This is a genomic window from Sphingopyxis terrae subsp. terrae NBRC 15098, assembly GCF_001598815.1.
Lineage (GTDB): Bacteria > Pseudomonadota > Alphaproteobacteria > Sphingomonadales > Sphingomonadaceae > Sphingopyxis > Sphingopyxis terrae.
On record NZ_BCZQ01000032.1, the window covers coordinates 18222 to 44338 of the forward strand.

Below are 26117 nucleotides of genomic sequence, written 5' to 3' on the forward strand. Positions count from 1 at the left end.
TTGGTGCAGCGATCCGATCGGGCCGGCAATATATCATACTCCCCACCAGTATCAAGGGGGTAGGAACCCAGGTCTGGCGTTCGATGTTTCTGGAGGCGTAGGGGAAGGTTCAGGCTCGCTTCGGCCGAAATTTGAGGTGTCAGCGCGGCGCAAGGCACAGGATAGGGTTGAAACTCCCCCCCTGTATAGTATGTGCATATCAACAGTCAGGAAAGCGCGATGCCACATTCACCAGAAGAGAAGAAGCGGGCCATAACACGCCTGCGTCGCATCAAGGGGCAGGCGGAAGCGCTTGAACGCGCGATCGAGGCCGGAACGGATTGCGCCCCTTTGCTCCAACAGATTGTGGCGATGCGGGGCGCCACCAACGGGTTGATGGCAGAAGTGATGGAAGGCCATCTCCGTGAGACCTTCGGCCCCGCCAACGGCGCGCATGGGGAAAATGGAGCCAGCCCATTCGACGACGACATGGAGGGTATAATGCGGATATTGCGAACCTATCTTAAGTAGGTCTTAGAAACCGCAGTACCTGTATATAGATTTATAAGAACAATTTTTTACCGATCGGCAATATAATGACGGTGCGCCCAATTTTCGCGTGGTACGACTTATGGGTTGGTATTTTCATAGATCGCCCTAAGCGGCGTATCTACATTTTTCCAGTTCCATGCTTTGGTATTTTCATTCAGCTTCGCGTGCCACCGGCATCATAACTTGATTGCGGGACTGCAATTTGTGGTTCCACTGGAAAATCGCAACTGGATGAGAACACGTTATGATCGTCAAGAATTTCGGATATCTGATTGCGCTCGATCAGGAAGGCCATTTCGGTAGGGCAGCCAAGAGCTGCAACGTGTCGCAGCCCACGCTTTCCGCCGGCATCAAGCAGCTCGAACAGGACTTGGGTGTGGAGATCGTGCGGCATGGCCGGCGTTATGACGGACTCACATCGGAAGGTGAGACTGTGCTGGCCTGGGCGAAGAAGATCGAGAGCAACTGCGAGGGGCTGGAGCGCGACCTTTCGGCCCAGAAACGTGGGCTGGAAGGTCAAATTCGCCTGGGCGTGCTGTCGGCCACGTCGATCATGGCATCGATCCTCAGCCTTGCCCTCGCTGAAAGGATGCCGCTCCTCGAACAGTGCATTTGCACAGCGCAAACCTCGTCGCTGACCAAAGCCTTGCTGACGCATGAAATGGACATGGCGCTGGTCTATCTCGAAGACATATCTGAGGAGGACTTTGACACGCACCTTCTCTACCGGGAGCGGATCGTCGTTTTCCAGGCATCCGGCGACCCGCTCCCGCGACAGGTTTCATGGGATCATGTCGCCGAGCTGCCTTTGTGCATCTTGGACTGCGCGCTACCCAAAGCCGCGCGTTCTAGACTCGGGCACCGTGCCGCAAAGTCGATCAGGACCAACAATGTCGATGTTCTCGCTGCCCATATCGCAAGTGGGCGATATGCCACCGTCCTTCCGCAATCTCTCGCAACCTATTTTGCTCGGATTTCCGACATTCGGGCGGTTGAAGTCGCAGGTGAGGGCGCAGATGCCGCTGTTGGATTGGCCATGCCCAGAAATGGGGTGAAATCGACACCCACAGCCGCGCTGTTCGAAATAGTCCGCGCACCCGAGACAATGGCCTCGATAGAGGCCGCTCTGGACCTGTACCGCCAGTTCCAACCCGAAGGGGGCTGACCGTTCATGCCGTGCTATCGCAGCATGAACGGTCGCGCGACCCACTATTCGACGTAGATCATTTTCTTGGTCATCCCGCCGTCGACCACAAGCGTTTGCCCGGTAACAAAGCCGGCGGACGCCAGATATAGCACGGCCTCGGCAATGTCCTGGGGGCGACCGACCCGGCCAACCGGATGCTGCGCCTCGTCCTCGGCGCGCAGATTCGTGTCATTGGTGATCCAACCAGGTGCGATTGTATTGACCCGGATTTTGGCGCCAAGTTGCACCGCCAGCGCCTGCGCGAGTGCCACCATGCCACCTTTCGCAGCGGCATAGGCAAAGTCGATGCCTTGGGACATCAACGCGCGGGTGGAAGCCATCATGACAATCGAACTGCCATCGGTGAGCAGGGGCAATGCCGCTCGCGACATCAGAAAGGCCCCGGTCAGATGGCTGCCAATGGTGCTGTTCCACTGGTCGAGCGAGGTGTCACCGAGCTGCATGAATGTGTCGTAAACAAGCCCACCATTGTTGACGAGCAAGTCCAGTCGATCCCAGCCAAGGGCACGAAAAGCCTCGGCTACGGACTCTTCGCTGGCAAGATCGCAATGGATCTGTTGACCGATCGCTCCTTCCTTCAAATCGAAGGATGCCACCTCCCAACCTTCATCCAATAAGGCGGAACATATAGCCTGACCGATTAGCCCCGATCCTCCTGTTACAATAGCGCGTTTCATAAGAACTCCTTTCTGTCAGAGGATGATAGAGAGACCGGCACCATTGCGCCAACACAACTCAAGTCCAGAGAACGGGCGCATAGGGCGTCACCCTGATAGACTTCAACTGCGCCTTGTCTTCCAGAAACATTATGCTTGCTGCAATGGAATATGATATATCATCTTGTTGCATTGCGGCAGTCATTCTCCTGTAGCTTGGTCATAGGAATTTCCGATCTTGGGATAGAATCTTCGAGTTTGCTCCGAAGGAGAAGCGCCGCCATTCTGCCAAGACGGTAATGATGAGACTGGCAACGACACTACTATGCTGCGCTGAATTAATTCGGTGCGGCATGTTGATCCGTGTCAAGTCCTACTCTCGTCAATACTTGGGGGGGCGTGAAAAAACGCAGGAGATATCTGATGGCTACAGGCAACCGGATCGTAACCTTCGAGAAACCGATGGAAATGAAGGTCAACACCTTCAAATTCCCGGAGCTGATTACTCCACAGGGCAAAAAAGCTCCCCACGGCGCCATTCTCAAGATCGTCACCACGAACATCTGCGGCAGCGACCTTCACATCTACCGAGGTTCGTTTGAAGTCCCCAAGGGGATGACGATGGGCCACGAAATGACCGGCGAGGTGATCGAGGTCGGCTCCGACGTCGAATATATCAAGGTCGGCGATATCGTGTCCGTTCCCTTTAACGTCGGCTGCGGACGCTGCTACAACTGCAAGCACATGCGCTCGGACGTGTGCGAGCACACCAACCCCGAAGTCGACTGCGGCGCCTATGGCTTTAACCTGGGTGGATGGACCGGGGGGCAGGGGGATTACCTGTTCGTGCCCTATGCAGACTTCAATCTGCTGGCTTTCCCCGACAAGGACGCGGCCATGGCGAAGATCCGTGATCTGACGCTCCTTTCGGACGTGTTGCCGACCGCGTTCCACGGGTTCGCCGCTCCCGACTGGCCGGCGCAACCGGCCTATATCGTCGGCGAGAATGTGCTGATCTTCGGCGCGGGGCCTGTCGGCCGCGCGGGCGCCGCCTGTGCGAAGCTCCTCGGTGCCGGCGCCATCATCGTCGCCGACTTCATTCAGGAGCGGCTCGATCTGCTCAAGCCGCACGGCGTCGAGACCATCAACCTGTCGGACGGCATTCCGATCGAAGATCATCTGGAGCGGATCACCGGCAAGCGCGAGGCCGATCGCGTCATCGACTATGTGGGCCTCGACTGTCGCGGGTTCGGGGCGGAGTCCGACCAGATCGTCGAGAACGCCGTCACCAACGCCCTGCTGAAATATGTCCGCTTCGGCGGGATGACCAGCACGGTCGGCGTATATTGCCCCAATCCGATCTCCAAGAATCGGGACAACAAGAAGGGCAGCATGGAAGTCGATTGGGCCAGTGGCTGGATCAAGTCGCCGCGGATGTCGGCAGGCCAGTCGCCGACGGCCAATTACAACCACGCCCTCATGCGGGCCATCCTGAACGATCGGATGCCCTATCTGACTCCGATGATGAACACGAAGATCATCAAGCTGGAGGACGCGCCGGCGGCCTACAAGGAGTTCGATGACGGATCGGCGTTCAAGTACGTCATCGATCCGCACGGCTCTGTGGCGGCCTGACCATCTAACCCGGAATGCCCCCCGGTCATGTCGGGGGGCATTCTGAGCCGTTGGGGGCGGACTGCTTGCCGCACGCACACCCCCTTCCGGCTTGTCGATCTAACACCCCCCCGGATCGGCAAGCCGCCCCCTTCTGGAACGCAGCATCAGCCATGGCGCTGCGCTTTTCCGAAGCCGTAACGCCCTGTCGGGCGCTTTCACCACCCTCAGACATTATCCCTCTTGCATACTGGCTAGGAGTATCTTATACATACTCCCAGCCAGTATGCTTGGCTCCGAATCGAGATATCGAAACGGGGACTCGCAACCGGCGGTCCGGTTCTAGAAAAGAGGGAGATCCAAACATGAAATCTCGCGCCGCCGTAGCCTTCGAGGCAGGCAAGCCGCTCGAAATCGTCGAGATCGATGTCGCACCGCCCCAGAAAGGTGAAGTGCTCATCAAAGTCACGCATACCGGGGTATGCCACACCGACGCTTTCACGCTGTCCGGCAACGATCCGGAGGGCATTTTCCCGGTCGTTCTCGGCCATGAGGGCGCGGGCATCGTCGTCGAGGTCGGCGAGGGCGTCACCAGCGTCAAGCCGGGCGATCACGTCATTCCGCTCTACACCGCCGAGTGCGGCAAGTGCGAGTTCTGCCTGTCCGGCAAGACCAACCTGTGCGTCGCGGTTCGCGAAACGCAGGGCAAGGGCCTGATGCCCGACGGCACCACGCGCTTCTCCTACAACGGCCAGCCCCTCTATCACTATATGGGCTGCTCGACGTTCAGCGAATACACCGTCGTCGCCGAAGTCTCGCTCGCCAAGATCAACCCCGAAGCGAACCCCGAGCATGTCTGCCTTCTGGGCTGCGGCGTCACCACCGGCATCGGCGCGGTCCACAACACCGCCAAGGTGCAGCCGGGTGACTCGGTTGCCGTGTTCGGTCTGGGCGGCATCGGTCTCGCCGCGATCCAGGGCGCGCGTCAGGCCAAGGCAGGACGCATCATCGCGATCGACACCAACCCGACGAAGTTCGAGCTGGCGCGTCAGTTCGGCGCGACCGACTGCATCAACCCCAAGGACTATGACAAGCCGATCCAGCAAGTGCTGATCGAGATGACCGGGTGGGGCATCGACCACACGTTCGAGTGCATCGGTAACGTCCATGTCATGCGGGCCGCGCTGGAATCCGCGCATCGTGGCTGGGGCCAGTCGATCGTCATCGGCGTCGCTGGCGCGGGCCAGGAAATCTCCACCCGTCCGTTCCAGCTCGTCACGGGCCGGGTCTGGAAGGGGTCGGCCTTTGGCGGTGTCAAGGGACGGACCCAGCTTCCCGGCATGGTCGAGGACGCCATGAAGGGTGAAATCGATCTGGCGCCCTTCGTCACCCACACCATGGGTCTCGATGAGATCAACGAAGCCTTCGATCTGATGCACGAAGGCAAGTCGATCCGCACCGTGATCCACTACTGATCCCTCAACTCTAACCTTCAATTTCAATAGTTAACCTCAAGGAAGAATATCATGGCTGATCCCGTTATCTCCGGCAACGGCGTGTTCTCGCACGTCTTCATCGGCGCGGCCGATGTCGAGCAGTCGGCAGCGTTCTACGACGCCGCTCTGGGCGCCCTGGGCGTCAAGAACCTCGGCCCCTTCGGCAATGGTTGGGTGCTCTACGGCCGCGAAAAGCCTGCTTTCATCATTGCCCGTCCCGGCAATGGCGAAGCGCCCTCCAGCAACGGCGTGACGGTCGGCTTCGCCGCCGCGACGCCCGCCGAAGTGGACGCTTTCCACGCGGCCGGCCTCGCCGCTGGTGGCACCGACGAGGGCCAGCCCGGCCCGCGGGGCCACCTGCCGGGTGCCTATGCGGCCTATCTGCGCGATCCGGCGGGCAACAAGGTCTGCTCGTACACCTTCATCTAAAGCCGGAAGGTGAGGGCGATACCGGCAACCCTATGACTGGCTGTCGCCGGCGCTGGAACAGGCGCCGGCGCTTCCCCCCGCACCACAGCCAGGAAAAGGGCGCCTATCACCACACCGTCCACCAACCGTCGAAGCAAGGAAACAAAAATGGAACGTGTCGAACATCACGCCAGCTTCGGCGGTTGGCAGGACGTCTATCAGCATGACTCGATCAGCCTGGGTTGCCCGATGAAGGTCGGCGTCTATCTGCCTCCCCAGGTGAAGGACGGTCGCGTGCCGGTGCTGTATTGGCTGTCCGGCCTGACTTGCACCGAACAGAATTTCATTACGAAGGCTGTCGCGCAGCGTTTCGCTGCCGAGCACGGGATCATCCTCGTCGCGCCGGACACGAGCCCGCGAGGCGAAGGCGTGGCCGACGATCCCAGCTATGATCTGGGACAGGGCGCCGGCTTCTACGTCAACGCGACTGAGGAACCTTGGGCTGCCCACTACCGCATGTACGATTATGTCGTCGAGGAATTGCCGGCGCTGATCGAAGCCACATTTCCGGCCGATGATCGCCGGGCGATTGCCGGTCATTCGATGGGCGGGCACGGCGCACTCGTTGCCGCTCTGCGCAATCCGGGGCGCTATCGCAGCGTATCGGCCTTTTCGCCGATCGTCGCGCCGAGCCAGGTGCCTTGGGGCGAGCGCGCTCTGACGGCCTATCTCGGAGACGATCGCGCCGGGTGGAAGCATTACGACACCATCGAACTCATCAAGTCCGCCAGCGAGCGCCTGCCGTTGCTCGTCGATCAGGGCATGGATGATGAGTTTCTGGATCGCGAGCTGCGCCCGGATCTGCTGAAGGCGGCCTGCGAGGCTGCGGGGCACCCGCTGATCCTCAACCTGCGACCCGGCTACGATCACAGCTATTATTTCATCGCTAGCTTCATCGGCGAGCATATCGGCCATCATGCCAAGGCGCTGTTCCAATGAGCGCGGCGGCATCCTCGGCCATGCGCGAAATCGCGTCCAGCAATGACCCCGCCTCCGGTCGCCATCGCGTGGTGGTCGTGGGCGCGGGCTTCGGCGGCCTCGAAACCGTCCAGCGGCTCGCGGGGAGCGGCGTTGACATCACCCTTGTCGATCGCCGCAACCACCATCTTTTTCAGCCGCTGCTCTATCAGGTCGCGGGCGCGTCGCTGTCGCCATCGGAGATCGCCTGGCCGATCCGCTCGCTCTTCGCCAAGCGCAAGGACGTTCGGACTCTGCTCGGTGAGGTCGAAGGCGTGGACACGGGCAACCGGCGCGTCGTTCTCGAAGACGGCTCGACGCTTGGCTATGACACACTCGTCATCGCGACGGGCGCGCGGCATTCCTATTTCGGGCATGACCAATGGGAGCCTTATGCTCCGGGCCTCAAATCGCTCGAAGATGCGACCACCATTCGCCGGCGCCTTCTCGTCGCGTTCGAAGAAGCCGAGCGCGAGAGCGATCCCGCGCGCCGTGCGGCCTTGCAGACCTTCGTTATCATCGGCGGCGGGCCTACCGGCGTCGAACTGGCCGGCACGATCGCGGAGCTTGCCCGTCTGACACTGGTGCGCGATTTCCGGTCGATCGATCCGCGCGCGACGCGGGTGGTGCTGGTCGAAGCCGGGCAGCGGCTCCTGCAGGTCTTCCCGGAAGATCTGTCGGCCTATACCGCTCAGGCGCTTGAAAAGCTCGGTGTCGAAATCAAGCTCGGCAAGCCGGTCACGGAATGTTCCGAGCATGGGGTCGTGGTCGACGGTGTGCCTATTCCCGCTGAAACGATTTTGTGGGCAGCAGGCGTTCAGGCCTCGCCCGCCGCGCGCTGGCTGAACGCTGAAGCCGATCGCGCGGGCCGCGTGGTCGTCGGGCCGGACCTGACAGTGCCAGGACACCCCGACATTTTCGTGATCGGCGATACCGCAGCCTCGAACGGGTATGACGGCAAGCCGGTGCCCGGTCTCGCGCCGGCTGCAAAGCAGGCCGGACAATATGTGGCCCGGCTGATCCGCCAGCGCTTTAAGGGGCAGAATGCTTCGGAACCGTTCCGTTACCGGCATCAAGGCAATCTGGCGACGATCGGCCGCAGCCTTGCGGTCGTCGATATGGGCGGGTTCAAATTGCGCGGTGTTCTGGCGTGGTGGATGTGGAAACTGATCCACATCTACTTCCTGATCGGGACGCAAAATCGGATGAGTGTTGCACTAAGCTGGATGTGGACCCACGGCATAGGATATCGTGGCTCGCGTCTGATTACTTACAGCGATCTCGCTCAGCACGATGCCGGGCAGGACCATGACAAGGGGAGGGAAGGCGATTGAGTGAAGAGGGCAGCGCCGAGAACAGCGGTTCAACTGTCTATGGAATGCCCACCTATGAGAATAGGCGGGTTGCCATCGACGAGGTTCATGCGCGCCCTTATTTGCTGATAGATGCGCCGCGTGCCCTGGTGCAGCTCGCCTTCATGAACGAGGGCAATCTGACGAAGGACAAGGCGACCCTCGCGGAAATATCGAGCCGGATGGGCGCCCCGCTGCCGGATCAGGACACACCTCTTCATGGCCTGACCTGGGATCAGGGTAAATTGCACTGTGAGAAGCACACCGAGTTCTCGACCTACTTGTGGAGTGCGCCCCTCGATCCGGGCACCGGGGAGCTGGCGGGTGAAGATCCGTTCAAGCACGGCTTTACGCCGCCCGGGCCGGTCATTTGCGGCGTCCGCCTGGACGTTGTTACGTGGACCGAAGAGACCGCGACCTATATCGATCGCTTCGACCCGATCAGCCGGTGTCATTCGCTCGTCGAGGATGGCATGGCCGATATCGTCACCGATTTCCGTCAGGACGCCGATGGGCTAACCCGCATCCTCATCCTCGATCGCGGTTTGACGCCGATCCGGCTTGGCGCGCTGGCACAGCGGCTCCTCGAAATCGAGACCTATCGGACGCTGGCCCTGCTCGGCATCCCACTGACCCAATCGCTGGGGCCGCATCTGCGCAGCATAGAGAAGCGCCTTGCCGCCATCACCAACGAGATGCGCAAATCTGCACGCCGCGACAGCGAGGGGCTACTTTCCCGGCTGACCGACCTTTCGGCCGAGCTGGAGGCGGACACGGCGTCCAGCCTCTACCGCTTCGGTGCGAGCCGTGCCTATTATGAAATCGTCGAGGAGCGGCTTGCAGCGCTCGGCGAAACCTTCGTCCCGGGCTGCTATCGCTGGCGCAACTTCCTCCATCGCAGGATCGCGCCCGCCATGCGGACCTGTCGCGTGATCGAGGAACGGCAAGCCAATCTCTCCGACAAGCTGGCGCGCGCGACCACGCTGCTGCGGTCGTGGATCGATGTGCAACTCGAACGCCAGAACAGCGATCTGCTGGCCTCGATGGACAATCGGGCGAAGCTGCAATTGCAGCTTCAACAGACCGTGGAAGGCCTGTCTGTCGCGGCGATCTCCTATTATGTGATCGGCCTGCTCTCCTATCTCATCAAGGGCATACCGGGGATTCACGACATGGTGGCGCCCGAGCTGGTGATCGCCGCTCTGGTTCCCCTTGCCGTCCTTGGTGTCTGGTGGACCGTTCGACAGATCAGGAACGCGCACAGCGACCATGGACCGCCGCCCGCAAAAAAGCAGATATGATCCCTTTATCGCCTCCGTGCGTCTAGCGCGCGCCGGGGGCGAAACCGGCAGGAGGATTTCCAGTGTCGACCGATGTTTTCATACTGCACTCGCAATACACGCCGGCAGGCGATCAGCCCGAAGCGATCGCGCGCCTGATCGCCGGCGTCGAAGAGGGGGCACATCACCAGACCCTCAAGGGCATCACGGGCTCGGGCAAGACCTTCACGATGGCGAACATCATCCATCGTCTGAAGCGCCCCACCTTGATCCTTGCCCCCAACAAGACGCTGACATCGCAGCTCTATGACGAGATGCGGCGATTTTTCCCTGAAAACGCCGTGGAGTATTTCGTCTCCTATTACGACTATTTCCAACCGGAAGTGTATCTGCCGGGCCGCGATGAGTTCATTCCGAAGGATTCCTCGATCAACGAGCATCTGGAACGGTTGCGCCTGTCGACGACAAAATCGCTGATCGAGCGCCGCGATACGATCGTCGTCGCCTCGGTATCGTCGATCTACGGCATGGGCGATCCCGACAATTATCGCGCGCTCCAGGTTCCGCTGACCGAGGGCGCGCGGTTGGGACAGGAAGAGCTTTTCCGCAGCCTGGCGCGCCTGCAATATGATCGGGCCGAGCATAAGCTGAAGCGCGGCACTTATCGCGCTGATGGCGACGCTGTTGAGATTTACCCGGCGGATTCGGAATATAAGGCGCTGCGCGTCGGTTTGGCAAACGGCGTGATCGCGTCGCTCCAATGGTTCGATGCGGCGACCGGCAAGCCGATGGAAAGCGCCGATCACTATCTTGTCTCGCCCAAGACTGTTCTGGCGGCGACCGCAGATCAGGCCCGCAAGGCCGCCACGGCGATCCTCGAAGAGTTGGAAACGCAGGTCGAACGGCTGACCAGCGAAAACCGCCTGACGGAAGCGGCGCGCCTCTATGATCGCATCACCAACGATGCCGAGATGTTGCGCGAGGTCGGATATTGCTCGGGCATGGAAAATTACGCCTGCTATCTGAGCGGTCGTGACCCTGCGCTCCCGCCCATAACCCTGCTCGACTATCTGCCCAAGGACGGGCTGCTGTTCGTCGACGAATCGCATGTGATGATCCCACAGATCTCGGCGATGTTCCGGGGCGACCAGGCCCGCAAGGATACGCTGATCGATTATGGCTTCCGCCTGCCGTCTTCGAAGGACAGCCACCCCCTGAGCTTCCACGAGTTCGAACAGGTCAAGCCGCAGACGATCTTCGTGTCCGCCACCCCCGGCGCTTATGAGGTAAAGGCCTCGCAAGGCAGGGTGGTTGAACAGATCGTGCGGCCGACCGGCCTGCTCGATCCGAAGGTGGAAGTCCGCCCGTCCCAAGGCGCGCGTGACGATTTGCTACGCGAGATCGCGCAGCGCACGCAGCGCGATGAGCGCGTGCTGGTTACGACGCTGACCAAGGTTGCGACCGAGGAGCTGCACGCTTTCCTCGAAAGCGAAGGCATTCGCGCGCGTTACATGCACTCTGACATCAAGGTCGAGGATAGGGTCGCGATCATCGAGGGCCTGCGCGTGGGCGAGTTCGACGTGCTGATCGGGATCAGTTTGCTGCGCGAAGGGCTCGACATCCCAGAAGCGTCGCTGATTGCGATCTTCGATGCAGACCGCGCGGGCTTCCTGCGCTCGGCCCAGGCGCTGATCCAGATGATCGGCCGCGTCGCGCGCAATGTGAACGGCACCGCTGTCCTCTACGCCGATATGGTGACGCCGGCGATGCGGGCCGCGATCGATGAGACCGAGAGCCGGCGACAGCGCCAGATCGCCTTCAACGAGGAGAACGACGTCACACCGCTCTCGTCGGTTCGCGGCCTGGCGTCGGCGCAGCCCTACGGGCAAGAGCCGTCGGTCCATTCGGAAGCCTTCTGCGAGAACCTGTACGAGCTTTGCGACCGGATCACGGAGAAGGAACAGGCGCTGCTCGCGGCGGTGGATCACGGCCAAGAGGATCGGGCCGAGACGATCCGGGGCGAGCTGGACGGCCTCTACCGTCAGTTCATTTATCTGTGACGCGCCGGGTGAAAGTGACCGAATGAGCAAGGATCAGGAGCCTCAAACCACCCCCGGCAAGGAACGCGCGCCGCGATCCGGCTTCGTACAAGTGCGCGGCGCGCGGCAGAACAACCTCAAGAATGTTGATGTGGACGTTCCGCGCGATGCCTTCGTGGTGTTCACCGGCATATCGGGATCGGGCAAGTCGAGCCTCGCCTTCGGCACCCTCTATGCCGAGGCACAGCGCCGCTATCTGGAATCGGTCGCGCCCTACGCCCGCCGCCTGATCGATCAGGCCGGCGTGCCGGAGGTTGACGCCATCGACGGGTTGCCGCCCGCGGTCGCGTTGCAGCAGCAGCGCGGCTCGGCCAATGCGCGGTCTTCGGTTGGCAGCGTGACGACGCTCTCCAGCCTGGTGCGGATGCTCTATTCGCGCGTCGGAGAATATCCGCGCAATCAGCCGATGCTCTATGCGGAGGACTTCTCCCCCAACACCGTGGCCGGGGCCTGCCCGACCTGCCACGGCATCGGGCGCGTCTATGACGCGACCGAAGAGACGATGGTGCCCGACGACAGTCTCACCATTCGCGATCGGGCGATCGCGGCATGGCCGCCGGCGTGGCACGGCCAGAACCTGCGCGATATCCTTGTGTCGCTCGGCTATGATGTCGACACGCCATGGCGCGATCTTCCGAAGAAGGATCGTGACTGGATACTCTTCACCGACGAGACGCCGACGGTGCCGGTCTATGCGGGTCTGACGCCCGAACAGACGCGCGTTGCCCTCAAGCGTCGTATGGAGCCGAGCTATCAGGGCACCTTCACCGGCGCCCGTCGCTACGTGCTGGAGACCTTCGCCAACACCAAAAGCGCGCTGATGAAGAAGCGTGTCTCGCAATATATCATCGGCCGCGATTGCCCGACCTGCGACGGCAAGCGCCTGAAGCGCGAGGCCCTGTCGGTGAAGTTTGCCGGCCTGGACATCGCCGAGTTTGGCGACCTGACGGTGCTGAAGCTCCGGGACTTGCTCACGCCCGTCGCCCATGGCGAGTATGGTAGCGCCTCGACGACCCTGAAGGGCCATGTTCTCGGCAAGGCGGCCCGCGATGCGGCGGTTGAACGTAGGGTCGCGGCGGGAGGCTCGGCACACAAGGCAGCGCCTGACGTGCGCCGCACGCCCAATCTTTCCGATGAGAAGCGGGTCGCCGCGCAGCGTCTCGCATCCGAGCTGCTCGAACGGCTAGGCCCGCTGATCGACCTTGGCCTTGGCTACATCTCGCTCGACCGCAGCACGCCGACGCTTTCCTCCGGCGAGCTGCAACGCCTGCGCCTTGCCACTCAATTGTCGTCACAGCTTTTCGGCGTGGTCTATGTGCTGGACGAGCCATCGGCGGGGCTGCACCCGGCAGACGGCGAAGCGTTGCTGACCATCCTTGAGCGGCTGAAGGCGGCGGGCAACTCGCTGTTCGTTGTCGAGCATGATCTTGACGTGATCCGCCATGCCGAATGGCTGGTCGATGTGGGGCCAGGTGCCGGCGAAAAGGGCGGCGAAGTGCTCTACAGCGGCCCGATCGCAGGGCTTGCCGGCGTCGAGGCGTCGATCACCCGTCGCTATCTGTTCGCAGAACCTGACGCCCATGACCGGACCCCGCGCGAAGCAAAAGCATGGCTCCGTCTTGAAGGTGTGACCCGCAACAATCTTCACGGGCTCGACGTCGCGCTACCGATTGGCTGCTTCACCGCCGTCACCGGGGTTTCAGGATCGGGCAAGTCCAGTCTTGTCAGCCAGGCACTTCCGGAGCTTGTGACGGAACAACTCGGCGGCACGCCGGCTGCCGAGGAGGAGGATACCGATCCGCTGCTCGATGTTGCGCGGGAAGAGACCGAAGGCCGCATCGTTGCGGGCATGGAGCATGTGCGCAGGCTGGTGCGGGTCGATCAGAAGCCGATCGGCCGCACTCCACGCTCGAACCTCTCCACCTACAGCGGCCTGTTCGATCATGTGCGCAAGATCTTCGCGAACACCCCACTGGCGCGCCGGCGCCACTACAGCCCGGGCAGGTTCTCCTTCAACGTCGCACAGGGCCGCTGCCCGGTGTGCGAGGGTGAGGGCTTCGTCATGGTGGAGCTGTTGTTCCTGCCCAGCGTCTATGCGCCCTGCTCGACCTGCCATGGCAGCCGCTACAATCCGCAGACGCTCGAAGTCGAATGGAACGGCCGCAACATCGCCCAGGTGCTTGAGCTGACGGTGGACGAGGCGTGCGACTTCTTCGCGAGCGAACCGTCCGTCATGCGCTCGCTCGATGTGCTGCGGGAGATTGGCCTCGGCTATCTGAGGCTTGGACAGCCGGCGACGGAACTGTCGGGCGGCGAGGCCCAGCGCATCAAGCTCGCGACCGAGCTGCAACGCGCCCAGCGTGGCAACACCATCTACATCCTCGACGAGCCGACTTCGGGGCTTCACCCTTCCGACGCTGATCGGCTGATGCGGCACCTGCAGGGCCTTGTCGATGTCGGCAATACGGTCGTCGTCGTCGAGCATGACATGCGAGCTATTTCACAGGTGGATTGGGTGATCGATCTGGGGCCTGGCGCTGGCGAAGATGGTGGCCGGATCATCGCGAGCGGCGTCCCTCACGATGTTGCCGAAGCGCAAGGCAGCCTGACCGCGCCTTATCTAAAGGCGGCGCTTTAGCCGCTTGGACGCCGGCGACAGGGGGGAGTGGGACTATGGTGAGTCTTGTCGATTGGGGTGTGGCGATCCCGATGATCGAGCACCGGCCATGTCTTGCTGGGATGTGATAGCGATGGTCCTGCCCGACCATTCAGGGAGTTGAACGTGCCTTCTACCGTCTCTCAAGATGTTACCGCTCGTTCCCAGGCCGTCGATGCCCGGCTTACCCGCGCTGCGATCTTTCTGGTCGTCTCGATGGGCGCCGGGGAGAAGCCGGAAGCGGGGGTGCGGGGTCTTTGCGCCATCCTGTCGTCGCTGGTTCGTGGCGTGGGCTTCCGGGCGGCAGACGGCGGACTTTCCTGCATCATGGGGATCGGCTCCGATGCTTGGGACCGGCTATTCGGAGCGCCGCGGCCGAAGGAACTGCATCCGTTCCGGGAAATCCGCGGCGTCCATCATGCGCCTTCGACGCCCGGCGACCTGCTGTTTCACATTCGCGCCGCGCGTCAGGATTTGTGTTTCGAGATGGCGGCGCAGATCGTGAAGCGTCTCGCCGGCTTCGCCTCGGTGACGGACGAGGTGCATGGCTTCCGCTACTTCGACGATCGCGACCTGCTGGGATTTGTCGACGGGACGGAAAACCCCGTCGAGCAGGGAGCCAGAGATGCCACGGTGATCGGGGCGGCGGACGATCCGGTCTTCGCTGGCGGCAGCTATGTGATCGTCCAGAAATACCTCCACGACCTCGACAAGTGGAACGCGATTCCCGTGGAGCAGCAGGAGAAGATCGTAGGGCGCGAGAAGCTGTCGGACATCGAGCTGGACGAGGCGGCCAAGCCGAGCTTCGCGCATAACGTGCTCACCAACATCGAGGAGGACGGCGAGCAACTCCAGATCCTGCGCGATAACATGCCGTTCGGCGATGTTGGTAAGGGCGAGTTCGGCACCTATTTCATCGGTTACGCCCGCTCGCCGACCCGCATCGAGCGGATGCTCGACAATATGTTCATCGGTTTGCCACCCGGCAATTACGATCGCTTGCTCGATGTTAGCCGGGCCGTGACCGGCTCGCTTTATTTCGTGCCGTCGGCTGATTTTCTGGACGAGGTAACGCCGGAGCCAGCCACGGCCGATGGCGATGAGGCGGTAGCCGAGGCGCCCGCATCCACGGCGCCGGCACCGGAGCCCTCGTCAGCATCGGATGGATCGCTGCGCATTGGATCACTCAAAGATGAGGCAGGACATGAATAACCTCCATCGCGAACTCGCCCCCATCTCCGACGCCGCTTGGGCGCAAATCGACCAAGAAGCGACCCGAACTCTCAAGCGCTATCTGGCCGCGCGCCGCGTCGTGGACGTGCCGGAACCGAAGGGGGCCACGCTCGCGGCCGTGGGAACGGGCCACACCAAGCCGATCGATGCGCCCAGCGATGGCGTCCAAGCCGTGCGGCGTGCGGTCAACGCCGTGGTCGAACTGCGCGTGCCCTTCACGCTGACCCGCGCGGCGATCGACGATGTGGAGCGCGGCTCCGAGGATTCGGACTGGCAACCGCTCAAGGAAGCCGCCCGCACGATCGCCTTTGCCGAAAATCGCGCGATCTTTGATGGCTATGCCGCTGCCGATATCGGCGGCATCCGTCCCGGCGCGAGCAACGAGCCGGTGCCGCTGCCCACGGCCGTCGCCGGATATCCCGCCATCGTCGCCCAAGCCGTCGATCGGTTGCGCCTTGCCGGGGTCGAGGGGCCTTATCGACTGGTGCTGGGCGATGATCCGTTCACCGCGATCAGCGGCGGCAGCGAGGAGGGCTATCCGGTGCTCCAGCACATCAATCGTCTGGTGGACGGCGATATCATCTGGGCGCCGGGCATCATGGGCGGCGTCGTCCTGACAACGCGGGGCGGCGATTTCGAACTCGATCTCGGACAGGATTTGTCGATCGGCTATCTCAGCCACACCGCCGAGGCGGTCGAGCTGTACCTGCAAGAGAGCTTCACCTTCCGGCTGTTGACGAGCGAGGCGGCTGTTTCGCTCCCGACAACGGAAGCGTCGGCGCAGCCGGCGTGAAGGCGTTGCCGGTTGCGCCGCCCGCACGCGGGCCGCAGCGAGGGGTGGGACAATGATAAGTCTCGTCGGTTGGATCGCCACGATCGCGACGATGATCGCGGCGATGATGACGGCTTCCAACCTGGGCGCGCGCGTGACGGGCTGGGGCTTCGTGGTGTTCAGCATCAGCTCGGTTTGCTGGACCACATTGGGCTACGCCACAGGACAGACAGCCTTGGTTGCCACCAATGGATTCCTGATGCTGACGAACCTAGTTGGTATCTGGCGATGGTTGGGGCAGCAGACCAAATATGAGGATGGCGGCCGATCGGCCGAAACAGCCAGCCAAAGATCCGATACGCCGAACCTGTTCACCGCGACCGGCCTGATCGGCATGGCGGTTGATGACAAGAGCGGGATGAATCTGGGCCGGGTTGTCGAGGCCCTTATCGAATGTTCGACCGGCAGGATAAACTATGTGGTGATCTCGGACGAGCGATATGCCGGTCTTGAAGAGACATTGCGAGCGGTGCCGCTCGAATCCCTCAGGATCGGCTACACGCGCATGACGCTGTTGCTGGACGGCCCGAGCTTCCTGTCACAGCCCGGCCTCAAAAGTCGTGACTGGCCCGCCTTCGCTCCGATCAATCCCTAGCAAGCGATCGCTCACACCAATTGGAGCGCGCGATCATGATCTTGACCGGGGCCAAGAAAGCGCAGGATCAGGATACGGTGGGCTTCTGGCCGGTAGAGGATGCCATAGCGGCGATAGGAACGGCGACGGATACCGTAGCGCTCATAGCGAGGCACCAGAGGATAGCCTTGGGGCAGATCGGCAAGGCGACGGGCCGCCTCACGCAATTCCTCAACAAAGCTGATGGCTCTCGCGGGATTGTCCTTTTCGATATGCTCGGCGATGTGATCGAGGTCGGCCAGCGCATCCGGCGTCAGGATGACTTTCATTGCGGCTGAGCGCTTGCCCGTGTCCGAATCCTGTCGATGATAGCATCGCAGGCGTCGTCGAGGTCGTGGGTGCGCCCCGCCTCGGCATCGGCAAGGCCGCGTTCGATCGAGGCGTCAAGATCATGCAGCCACCGTTCGACATCCTGCGTCTCGCCCTGATCGCGCCGAATGAGATCGCGAACATAATCACTCACGCTGGCATAATGCCCGCTGTCGATGCGGCGCTGGACGTAATCCCGCATAGGGTCCGGAAGGGAGACGTTCATCGAAGCCATAAATCACCTCACTACCATTATGGCAAAAACTGCCATCGGTTTCAAGGCGCCTGCCTCTCTTGTGCAGCCGATCCGCCTTCGCGTCACCGCACCGACGAGGGTAAGATCACATAACGCTAAGCGACCTTTGGCTCGCCTACCATGACAATATGTTGGAAAAGCTTGCTGGTGCGTTCCCCGGCAGGCGCGGCCATGGCGGCGGCGATCGCGGCTTGGTTCAAGCGATGGTGGGTCGGGGCCGTGCCTCCGCCTCCGGATTGCGGCCCAGGACCATGAGCAGGCGGGGCCGAGCCAAGGGCGCCATTATCATCCGCCTCGGCCGCGGCGATCACCCGCAGGCTGTTTATCGGTGCGGTGGGATCGGGTCGAATGTTCGGCATTTGCGGTGCGGGGATCTTGGTCAGCGCGACCATGGCCTTCTCCGTATAATAGCGGATTTTCTTGCCATAGACGGGCGGGATGCCGAGGCGCAGGACGATCATGTCCTTTTCGGGGAGCTGCATCAGCTCTTGAGGAAGCATCAGGGGCCGGCGCTGATCGGATTCCGATACCGAGCCGCCCCCACGGCCCCACATGCCGAAGGAGCGCGACTTGGCGCGAAACGTATAAGTGCCAAGCCGTTCGGAAATATCCTTCGCATCATCGTTGGTCGCGGGGCGCATGACCATTTGGACGCCGCAGTTGGATTCAATCTCCGTGGCGACTTTCGGCCCATAGACGTTCTCGAGCTGCGCTCCGCTCTGGATGACGGGGAGGAGGCGAATGCCATAGCCGGCGACATAGCTGAAGCCATTGGCGATCACCGACGCGCGGCCGAGGCGCGAGAACTCGTCGAGCAAGAGCAGCAAGCGAACCTGGTGCTTGTTGCCCGAGGGCAGCTCGCGGACATTGAGGTCAATGAGCTGCTGGAAAAGCAGGCCATAGATCGGTGCCACGCGATCCAGATCATCCGGCGAGACGCCGAGATAGAGCGAGATCCGCTTGTCGCGGAACTCGCGCAGATCGAAATCGCTGACAGCCGTTGCCGCATCGACATAGGGGTTCAGCCACAGATTGATCTTGGCGGTGACGGACTGGCGGGTTGACGTGAAGGTATTGGCCGAGGCCATGATCCAATCCCGCAGCGCCGACACGCACGCCCCTGATAGCGGTTTGCCCTCCCGCTCGCGCTGCGAGATGATTTTGGGAAATCGCTTTTGTGCATCGCCGGCGGCGAATTGGCGGTAGATTTCGCCGATGGTGAAGGGGAGCGCATCGTCGCCATCATCCACCGTGGCGGCGACATAGGCCGCGACACCGAGAAACGCCGTCCTTGCGCTTTCCGCCCAAAACGTCTCGCCCTGCAGGGGCAGGGGAAAAAGCATGACGCTGATTTTTTGCAGCTCGTTGACGACTTCGACCTGATCGCGTCGGTTGATGTACGCGAGCGGGTTGTAGCGGCATGTGCGACCGTGGGCATCGAGCGGGTTGAACAAGAGTGTTTGCTGGCGAAGGTTCGTCATCCGAAAGCCTGCTGTCGCCGCCCAATTCTCTTGCTTCACATCGAGGACGACAACCGAATCCGGCCATTGGAGAAGGTTCGGGATCACGACGCCGACGCCCTTGCCGGCGCGGGTGGGTGCTTCGAGCAAGACATGCTCGGTTCCCCCAAAGCGCATGAACTTGCCATTGATGCGGCCGAGGAGAATGCCGGCATCCTCCAAGAGCTTGGCCTTGCGGACCTCGCCGATCCGCGCCCAGCGGGCTTCGCCGTGGAGCTTCTGGCCCGTGAAAAGCGACGACACGATACCGATCAGGCAGACCGCGAAGGCGATGAAGAAACCGGCGAGAAACGGCTTCCACACGATCGGCAAGTGGCGCATCGACCATAATGCACCCGGAACGCGCGCCCAGGGCGTGTGCGCCGAGAGGAGATGCGCCTTCCAAAGGACCACCACGGCGCCGATCGCGGCGCTTATCATCAAGCCTATGATGACGAGGAACGCGATGGCGGCCGGCTCGGACGCCCCTTGGTTGCGAACCATTTTGCCGCTCATAATGCGATCCTCCGCTCGAATCTAATCGCGAGGCTTGCCCGCAGGATCGAACCACACTTCCGTCATACGATAGCGCGCCGGCTTCCCGTCACCTGGGGGAAGGCGGTGCATCTGCACGACGATATCAACCAGCGAGCGCAACAGGGCGCGGATGTCGTGCCGATCGAGATCGTTGCCGCCTTCCGATTCCTTGACCAGCAGCGTAAGCTGTTCCAGCGCACCTTCGGCCGTATTGGCATGGACCGTGGTTATCGAGCCTGGATGGCCGCTATTGACGTTGCGCAGATAGAAGAAGGCGGTGCCGTCGCGTAGCTCTTGGAGCAGGATGCGATCGGGTCGCATACGCAACGCCGATTCCAGCAATTCCTTTGCGCCAGCTTTTTGAAGGCCCTTTCCGTCCTTAGAATACATCATGTGGACGTGGTTGCGCTGTGGCACCACCAGCTCGCGGGTGTCTTCGATCGTCAGGATGCGCTCGTAATCGGGAATGAGCCTAATCAGGCCCTTGGAGAAGCTCGTCTTGCCGGAACCCGTGGCGCCGGAGATCAGGATATTTTTGCGGGATTCGACCGCGAGCCGGAAGAAGCCCTTCCAGTCGCCGGCCTCGCGAAATCGCATCAGCGCGGAGTCGACCTCTTCATGCAGGCCATGAGCGCGGACCTCACTGAAAAGCCCGGCGCGGTCGAAATCGTCGATGTCCATAGAGACGCCCGACGCTTTCCGGATCGTGATCGAGACGAAGCCCCGCTCCACGGCAGGGGGGACGACGACCTGCGCGCGCTCGCCTCCCGGAAGAACCGAGGAGACGATCGGATATTCGGCGGTGACATCCTGTTTGGTCAGACCTGCGATGAGCTTCGCGAGCGTCATGAGGGCCGCATTGTCCAATGCCGGCTCCTTATGCCATTCCCAACCGTTGCGCGTCTCCAAGCCGATCAGGCCCGGCTCATTGATGACCAGCTCCGTCACGTCCTCGCGGGCTAGGTGACGCTCTATCGGCGCCGCATTGTGCTGGTATATCGACGACGCCACAAATCAGCGCCTCAGTCGCACGTCATAGACGGACCGGAAATCGAAATCCTTGGCGACGAAGATTGCAGCCGTATCGCCCTGATTCTTCTTCAGGATCGGCTTGATCTGCATGGTTTGGTTGAGGACCGTCTGTGCAGTATTGCCCGGAACCTGTGTCGAGTAGGTGCCTTCGCCGGCGACGGCGCGACTGGCGATGTTCGACGCATCTTCCAGCACCGAGATCACAAGCCCCATGCCGAAGCGCGCCCAAAACTGCGTATCGACGCCTCCCGGCAGGCCGGCGCGGCCAAGGCTATCAGCCGCAGGCGATCCCAAGTCGATCGCCACACCGCGCGGCGTGAGTGCGCGCGTCCATAGGACGAACAAGCGAGCCTGCCCCTGTGTGATGCCGCCCGAATATTGCCCCAGCACCTTCGTCCCTTTGTCGAGCAGGACGATGCGACCATTTTCCGAATAGACGTCATGATTGATGACGCAGTTCACGAAGCCCGCCTGCGTCGAGTTGATGGCCGTCTGCAGAGTGCAGGGTATGACCGTGCCAGCGCTCAACAGAAGGCTCCGATCGGGGATCACGCTCGCCCGTACTGTCTGGATCGCCGCATGGTTGAGCTGATCGCTGAAATCGGTCGATCCCTTACCCGACGGGCCGGCATCATCATTCTGCCCGAAGCCGCTGGCCCCGAAGTTGCGCGGGCCGCCTGGCTGGCCTTGCCCTTGGCCCTGCCCATCGCCTTGAGGCTGGCCATTCCCTTGCGGTTGCTCGGCCGAGACGAGGCTTGTCCCCGGTGATCCGGCGGATGCGATACCCGTGCTGCCGAACGCCATGATCGGCGATCGGCGCGCAGCATCCGCCATCGAGCGTGCCTGTTCGGCTCGCTTCTGCTCTGGCGTCTCCTGACCATTCGCCGACACCGGCGCCGGATTCCCGTTCGCATCGGTAGCCTGGTTAGGCGTCGCCGCGATCGGGCGGCCGAACATATCGGTTTGCGGGGCATTGGGTTGGCCGAGCTGGCCGGCGAGCTGCGCGCGCTGCGCGTTCGGTGATCCCATCACATCGGCCACGGCCCGATCGCTGGCTTTTGCCGGCTGCTCGGCGGGCTTTGCGGAGCCGGAATGGTGGAATGCACCATAGCCGATCGCAATGCCGCCCATGGTGCCGATCAGTGCGAGGCCGGCGCCGAGGAAAGCGATATTTCCCCAACCGCCGCTGCGCGCAATGGGGCTGCTCTGCTCGCTGGGGGGGACGGTATCGGCGCCGACTTCGCCGCCGCGGTCAATGAGGTTATCGGCCATCTTACTGCCCCTTCACTTTACGTTCGACGATGTTGGAGACGGTCCCCGTCCGATCGCCGCGATCGTTGCGAGGGGGCGCTTCATTGTAGATGCACAGCACCACGTTGCCGCGACGGAGCCGAAGCTGCCGATAGACCGCATGGATCACGACAAAATCCTCGCGCACGTCGTAGGGAACGATCGTCTCGGTCCCGTCCACGTCAACGGCAAAAATTGAAGGTATGTCGGCGTGGCCTGGGTAGCGCAGCACCGTGAACTCGCCATTGTCGGAGATCTCGGTGGGCTGGAGCGAGGAGTCGCCCTGCACCGTGTAATTCATGTTTCGCGTTCCTTCGATCACGGCATGATCGAGCGCGGCTGTGGTGATGTTGTTTTCGACCGCGCGCGCGGCCTGTACCTCGGCGAGCTGGGTCTGAAGCGTCGCCATAGCTCGCTCCTCGCGCGGGTAATGGAACCGGATGCCATACATTGCCTCGCCGGCGCCGAGAGTGAGATTGAAATGATAGGTGCGCGGCGCGCCGTTGACGTTGGTGACGACGATCAGGTTGGTTCCGCCAGCCTTCTCGCGCGGCTTGAGGAACACGATGTTGCCGACGGGCGCGATTTGCCATGAGATCGTGTCGCCCAACGCCGCCTGCGTCACGGTTTCATTGGGGCCGAACTGGATTTCGATCGCATGGCGAAAACTGCCCACGATCGTCACGACCTGATCGGGATCGTAGTTGACGTTGCGGACCCGCGCATCCTTTGGGCCAGGAACGGGCGTCTCGGATGCGATAGCCGGATGCGGAGCGAGCGTGACGGCCACGGCCCCAACGACCGAGAAGACGACGAGCCGGTGCCACACCGCCCCGACACCACGCCAGAAACGGCTTTTGGCGCCGCTATCCGTCACCACCAGCTTGCTTGCCGGAGGCGAGAGGCGCTCGCCCAGCTTCTTGCGGAGCGCGGGGAGGAAGGGGATCACGACGCGATCGGCGCCGTCCATGGTCTTCGGCTGTTCGGTCATGTCACGCCTCCGGGTCAGAGCGATAATTCACGACCTGGAAGCCGAGAGGATTCAGGTTGCGATCCTTCTCATGCTCGGGGGCCGTGGTGAACTTGAAGGTCATGATCGCGTTCCAGTTCTGCGCGACCGGCGTGTTCTGCCCCATCGTGATGATCTTCGTGTAGCGGACTTGCGCCACGGTCGGGCTCAGGAAGCTGATCGTGCGGATTGCGATCGAGACGAAGCCTTTGTCGCCGTAGATGTTCGACGGGGCATTGCTGTTGCCAGATTGAACGCCGTTGAGATAACGGCCGCCTTCAGCCTGGTCGCTCATTAGCATCACCGTATAGGCGTTCTCACGAGCTGCATCGTTCAACCAGCCCTCGCGCAGCCGCACATATTGCGAAATGAAATAGCGATTGACCGCATCGTCGTAGGTGCGGGGCTGAGGCCCCTTGAGGGCCGTCACGATCTCTGCCTCGCCCGAGGTCTTATCAACCCGGATCACATAGGGCTGTACGGTCTTGAGAGGTGTGAGCATGACGACAGCCGCCACAGACGCGACCGCGAGCGCACATGCCCCTCCCGCGACGGTCCACGCCACGCGCCGGGACTGGATCGCCGCGCGCATTCGGTCGTATTCCCACGTCCTCGCGCTTTCGAGGTATTTTTCCTTATCTTCTGCCTTCACCGTAGCCATGGCGTCGATCCCTTCGTCAGCAGGGGAGGTAGGACAGCGCAACGGCCCGCTGGGACGTCCCCGGCGCTGACGGTAGAGTGTTCATGGCGCCTCGCTTCGGAGGCGTGGCGGGTTCCTGGCCGGCGTCGGGGGCTGATGCTGGCGGCGCCGGCAGCGGCGCCGGGCCGGGGACATCAGGTGCGGGCGAGGCTGCCGGTGGAGCCACCATGGACTGTCCGCCTCCACCTTGCGATGCGGGCAGCGGGACAGGGAGTGTCGGCAGAATCGTGCCGTAGAGATTGGCGGGGCGGCGATGCTTGCCGTCGCATACCGGAGCGGGCTTGATGTGAGTCCCGGTGCATCCGCTAAGTGCGAGGGCACCTAACGCCACGATAGTCAGCCTTTTCATAGAATCTCCGTCCGTCTTTTCCGCGATGTTCCCAAGGTTCATGAGTGGAGAGCGGTCAGCCGCCCCCGGAAGCAGATCGAGCGACGGAGCCGCCAGTCGCGGGGGCTCCACCAGCGCGGGGCGTGTTCGCGGCCAAGCGTCGGAACATCAGGCGATTGGCCGCCATGTTCATGCCGGTTTGCAGGAAGCCATGGCCACCCGAGGACGCTCCGCCCGCGATGCCCGAAGCGATCGAAGGCGCTTGGAAGAAGAAGATCGTGCCGACGATGTAAATCGCGCAGCACGCGACGGTCGCCACAATCATCAGGTCGGTGTTGAGGACCGCGTAGGTATCCTCCATCTGGACAAAGTTGGACGCATCGCCGATCGACCCCATGATGCCGTCCATGGAGGCTTCCTGAAGGCCGGTGATGAACTTCGTCATGATCGCCATGACGACCATCAGGAGGATGTAATTCGCGGTCTGTTTGAGCCAGCCATCAAAGAGCCAGCGCGAGGAGTTGAATAAGAGGCAGGCGAGCGCGAGCGGCGCGAGCGCAACGCAGATCGACACAGCCAGCTTCGCGAAGATGACGATGCAGAACCCGACGGCGGCCGACAGGAAGGCGAACACATAGAGGACGCCGATGCAACCATAGGTCACAAGCGCGGACTGCAACTGGATCAGCGGCGTGCGGAAATCGGTGATTCCCTGTGAAGGCATCTGCTGGATGGTCGCGTTCGCCTGTTCCATCCGCGACGCCAATTTGCCGGTATCGGAGACGTAGGTATCGAAAGTGGTGCCGGGGTTAGTGACAGGCGTTCCCGATCCCGCCGAAATGATGTCGGACGGGAGCTGCGTGGCGACGTTCACGACGAGCGCCGAGTAGCCGACGGCGCTGGCTGCTGCTATCGCGAAGCCGACCTTGCCGGCTTGGAATACCAGCTCGCGCAAGGGGGCCTGGATTGCGCCGCGAAGAACCGCGAAACCCAGAAGCAGGAAGTAGATTGTCGCGGCGACGCCGAGTGGCGCAGCCACGAAGCTGACAAGACCGGACCCGAAGCTCGCCACGGCCGATGTAATTGCGCTTTCTACATAGCCATACATGGTCGTGAAAAGGACCATGAGATTGGGCGAACTTCCTGCCATCGGTTTATACCTTGTTCAAAGTGGCTGGATCATTTCGAGTTGATCTTTTGCATGGCGATCGAGCGCCGCGCTTCTCGCGTCGTGAAACAAAGATTATCCTTCTGATCGGCAGGGAGATTGCTGTATTCCCCGCTGTCACATTTCGTTTTCCATTCCGCGAGAAGCTGCGGATTCTTTATCAGCTCGTCCGTTGTCGGGACCGCAGGGGGTTGTTGTTGACAGCCGGCAGCGGCCAGGGCGAAGCACAAGACGAGCAGCTTTCGCATGGGTTACTTCCTGAGAGTGTTGGCGTCGTAGAATGAGGCCGCATTGCGGGCAGCCGAGGTTTGCGCCGTCGCGATCGCAAGGTTCGCGTGTCCAAACTGAGCCGTCTGGATCGCCTGCAACTTCAGCATGTCGTTCTGGAGCTGCGCCTGCTCGACCGAGATACGGGCGTTCAGGTCCATCACGTCCTTGGGGTCTTTGGCGCTCGACAGTTGCTCGCGGAGCTGATCGAGGAGCTGCATCCGCTGCTGCGTCACGTTCAACGTGTTCTCGCCGAAGGCGGCCGTAGCAGCGGCAGAGCCGGTCGCATCCTTGAGCGCCTGGTTGTAGGCGGTGTCCGCGTCCGACCCGGAGGACGAAATCGTGTAGCGGGACTGGATGCTGCTGGCGAGCGAGCCCAGCGAGCCGATCTTGGTCAGATCGCCGCCTAACAGCGTTTGTGCGTCGATGGTCGTGTTTGGCAGGAGGTTGCGCGTCTGAGAATTGAAGAGACTCGATGCGATGCTGTTCACGTTCGTCAGCTTTTGCAGCGAGTTGAGCGTGTTGGTGGCGGTCGAGATTTGCTGCTCGCCCTGTTCGATCATCTTGATCGTGTTCTGAACGGTCGCGAGGGCTTGTATGTAGCCCGTGGAATCGAAAACCGGGATACCCTGCGCCGAGGCCGGGGCGGCGGTCGCAGCGAGCGCCAAGGGCGCCGCTGCGAACATGATGATGTGCTTGAGCGACAT

The 26117-nt window shown here is 61.9% G+C and carries 24 protein-coding genes; 13 read left to right on the forward strand and 11 right to left on the reverse strand.

Annotation, left to right across the window (positions count from 1 at the left end; genetic code table 11):
- The first annotated feature begins 219 nt into the window (after positions 1–219).
- Both STE01S_RS16610 and STE01S_RS16615 read left to right on the forward strand, forming a co-directional pair.
- Complete coding sequence (locus STE01S_RS16610) at positions 220–510, forward strand: metal/formaldehyde-sensitive transcriptional repressor (RefSeq protein ID WP_017980836.1); 291 nt, start codon at positions 220–222, stop codon at positions 508–510.
- A gap of 265 nt (positions 511–775) precedes the next feature.
- Complete coding sequence (locus STE01S_RS16615; protein WP_017980837.1) at positions 776–1696, forward strand: LysR family transcriptional regulator; 921 nt, start codon at positions 776–778, stop codon at positions 1694–1696.
- A 44-nt stretch (positions 1697–1740) separates the two neighbouring features.
- On the opposite strand, the gene STE01S_RS16620 is transcribed toward STE01S_RS16615, so the two are convergent.
- Complete coding sequence (locus tag STE01S_RS16620) at positions 1741–2415, reverse strand: SDR family NAD(P)-dependent oxidoreductase (protein WP_024310570.1); 675 nt, start codon at positions 2413–2415, stop codon at positions 1741–1743.
- Positions 2416–2817: 402 nt separating this feature from the next.
- Between STE01S_RS16620 and STE01S_RS16625 the strand changes: the two genes are divergently transcribed.
- The 11 genes from STE01S_RS16625 to STE01S_RS16675 all read left to right on the forward strand — a co-directional run bounded on the left by STE01S_RS16625 (position 2818) and on the right by STE01S_RS16675 (position 16976).
- A complete protein-coding gene (locus STE01S_RS16625) occupies positions 2818–4029 on the forward strand; it encodes a glutathione-independent formaldehyde dehydrogenase (protein ID WP_020486678.1) in 1212 nt (403 codons plus the stop codon).
- A 344-nt stretch (positions 4030–4373) separates the two neighbouring features.
- Positions 4374–5483 carry an S-(hydroxymethyl)glutathione dehydrogenase/class III alcohol dehydrogenase gene (locus STE01S_RS16630; RefSeq protein ID WP_017980840.1) on the forward strand — a complete coding sequence of 370 codons (1110 nt, stop codon included), beginning with the start codon at positions 4374–4376 and terminating at the stop codon, positions 5481–5483.
- A gap of 51 nt (positions 5484–5534) precedes the next feature.
- A complete protein-coding gene (locus tag STE01S_RS16635) occupies positions 5535–5933 on the forward strand; it encodes a VOC family protein (RefSeq protein ID WP_017980841.1) in 399 nt (132 codons plus the stop codon).
- 147 nt (positions 5934–6080) lie between these two features.
- The gene (gene fghA / locus STE01S_RS16640) at positions 6081–6911 is read left to right on the forward strand and encodes an S-formylglutathione hydrolase (protein ID WP_017980842.1); all 831 of its coding nucleotides are present in this window, start codon (positions 6081–6083) and stop codon (positions 6909–6911) included.
- A complete protein-coding gene (locus STE01S_RS16645) occupies positions 6908–8263 on the forward strand; it encodes an NAD(P)/FAD-dependent oxidoreductase (RefSeq protein ID WP_017980843.1) in 1356 nt (451 codons plus the stop codon). Before fghA ends, STE01S_RS16645 begins: the two co-directional genes overlap by 4 nt.
- Positions 8260–9582 carry a DUF3422 family protein gene (locus STE01S_RS16650; RefSeq protein WP_021233328.1) on the forward strand — a complete coding sequence of 441 codons (1323 nt, stop codon included), beginning with the start codon at positions 8260–8262 and terminating at the stop codon, positions 9580–9582. The genes STE01S_RS16645 and STE01S_RS16650 overlap by 4 nt, the downstream gene beginning before the upstream one ends.
- A 62-nt stretch (positions 9583–9644) precedes the next feature.
- On the forward strand, positions 9645–11621 hold the full coding sequence (uvrB, locus tag STE01S_RS16655; protein ID WP_017980845.1) for an excinuclease ABC subunit UvrB: 1977 nt from the start codon (positions 9645–9647) through the stop codon (positions 11619–11621).
- A gap of 22 nt (positions 11622–11643) precedes the next feature.
- On the forward strand, positions 11644–14298 hold the full coding sequence (locus tag STE01S_RS20950; protein WP_017980846.1) for an excinuclease ABC subunit UvrA: 2655 nt from the start codon (positions 11644–11646) through the stop codon (positions 14296–14298).
- A 144-nt stretch (positions 14299–14442) separates the two neighbouring features.
- Positions 14443–15528 (forward strand): Dyp-type peroxidase, encoded by a 1086-nt coding sequence (locus STE01S_RS16665; RefSeq protein ID WP_026151879.1) that lies wholly within the window; start codon positions 14443–14445, stop codon positions 15526–15528.
- Positions 15521–16342 (forward strand): family 1 encapsulin nanocompartment shell protein, encoded by an 822-nt coding sequence (locus STE01S_RS16670; RefSeq protein ID WP_017980848.1) that lies wholly within the window; start codon positions 15521–15523, stop codon positions 16340–16342. Before STE01S_RS16665 ends, STE01S_RS16670 begins: the two co-directional genes overlap by 8 nt.
- A 91-nt stretch (positions 16343–16433) precedes the next feature.
- Positions 16434–16976 (forward strand): PRC-barrel domain-containing protein, encoded by a 543-nt coding sequence (locus tag STE01S_RS16675; RefSeq protein ID WP_021233330.1) that lies wholly within the window; start codon positions 16434–16436, stop codon positions 16974–16976.
- A gap of 11 nt (positions 16977–16987) precedes the next feature.
- Here STE01S_RS16675 and STE01S_RS19805 read toward each other — a convergent pair whose 3' ends face one another.
- The 10 genes from STE01S_RS19805 to STE01S_RS16725 all read right to left on the reverse strand — a co-directional run bounded on the left by STE01S_RS19805 (position 16988) and on the right by STE01S_RS16725 (position 26117).
- A complete protein-coding gene (locus tag STE01S_RS19805) occupies positions 16988–17284 on the reverse strand; it encodes a type II toxin-antitoxin system RelE/ParE family toxin (RefSeq protein WP_021233331.1) in 297 nt (98 codons plus the stop codon).
- Positions 17281–17550, reverse strand: coding sequence for a type II toxin-antitoxin system ParD family antitoxin (locus tag STE01S_RS16685; RefSeq protein WP_026151880.1), 270 nt, complete (start codon positions 17548–17550; stop codon positions 17281–17283). Before STE01S_RS16685 ends, STE01S_RS19805 begins: the two co-directional genes overlap by 4 nt.
- A gap of 125 nt (positions 17551–17675) precedes the next feature.
- Positions 17676–19595: a type IV secretory system conjugative DNA transfer family protein gene (locus tag STE01S_RS16690; protein ID WP_017980852.1), complete on the reverse strand. Its 1920-nt coding sequence runs from the start codon at positions 19593–19595 to the stop codon at positions 17676–17678.
- 21 nt (positions 19596–19616) lie between these two features.
- On the reverse strand, positions 19617–20627 hold the full coding sequence (gene virB11 / locus STE01S_RS16695; protein ID WP_024310571.1) for a P-type DNA transfer ATPase VirB11: 1011 nt from the start codon (positions 20625–20627) through the stop codon (positions 19617–19619).
- Positions 20628–20630: 3 nt separating this feature from the next.
- Entirely contained in the window at positions 20631–21920 is a 1290-nt protein-coding gene (gene virB10, locus STE01S_RS16700; RefSeq protein ID WP_017980854.1) for a type IV secretion system protein VirB10, read from the reverse strand.
- A 1-nt stretch (position 21921) separates the two neighbouring features.
- Positions 21922–22929 (reverse strand): TrbG/VirB9 family P-type conjugative transfer protein, encoded by a 1008-nt coding sequence (locus STE01S_RS16705; RefSeq protein WP_017980855.1) that lies wholly within the window; start codon positions 22927–22929, stop codon positions 21922–21924.
- Position 22930: 1 nt separating this feature from the next.
- Complete coding sequence (locus tag STE01S_RS16710; RefSeq protein ID WP_017980856.1) at positions 22931–23608, reverse strand: VirB8 family type IV secretion system protein; 678 nt, start codon at positions 23606–23608, stop codon at positions 22931–22933.
- 443 nt (positions 23609–24051) lie between these two features.
- Entirely contained in the window at positions 24052–25101 is a 1050-nt protein-coding gene (locus tag STE01S_RS16715) for a TrbL/VirB6 family protein (protein WP_017980857.1), read from the reverse strand.
- 53 nt (positions 25102–25154) lie between these two features.
- The gene (locus STE01S_RS16720; RefSeq protein ID WP_020486680.1) at positions 25155–25391 is read right to left on the reverse strand and encodes an EexN family lipoprotein; all 237 of its coding nucleotides are present in this window, start codon (positions 25389–25391) and stop codon (positions 25155–25157) included.
- A 3-nt stretch (positions 25392–25394) separates the two neighbouring features.
- Complete coding sequence (locus STE01S_RS16725; protein WP_017980858.1) at positions 25395–26117, reverse strand: TrbJ/VirB5 family protein; 723 nt, start codon at positions 26115–26117, stop codon at positions 25395–25397.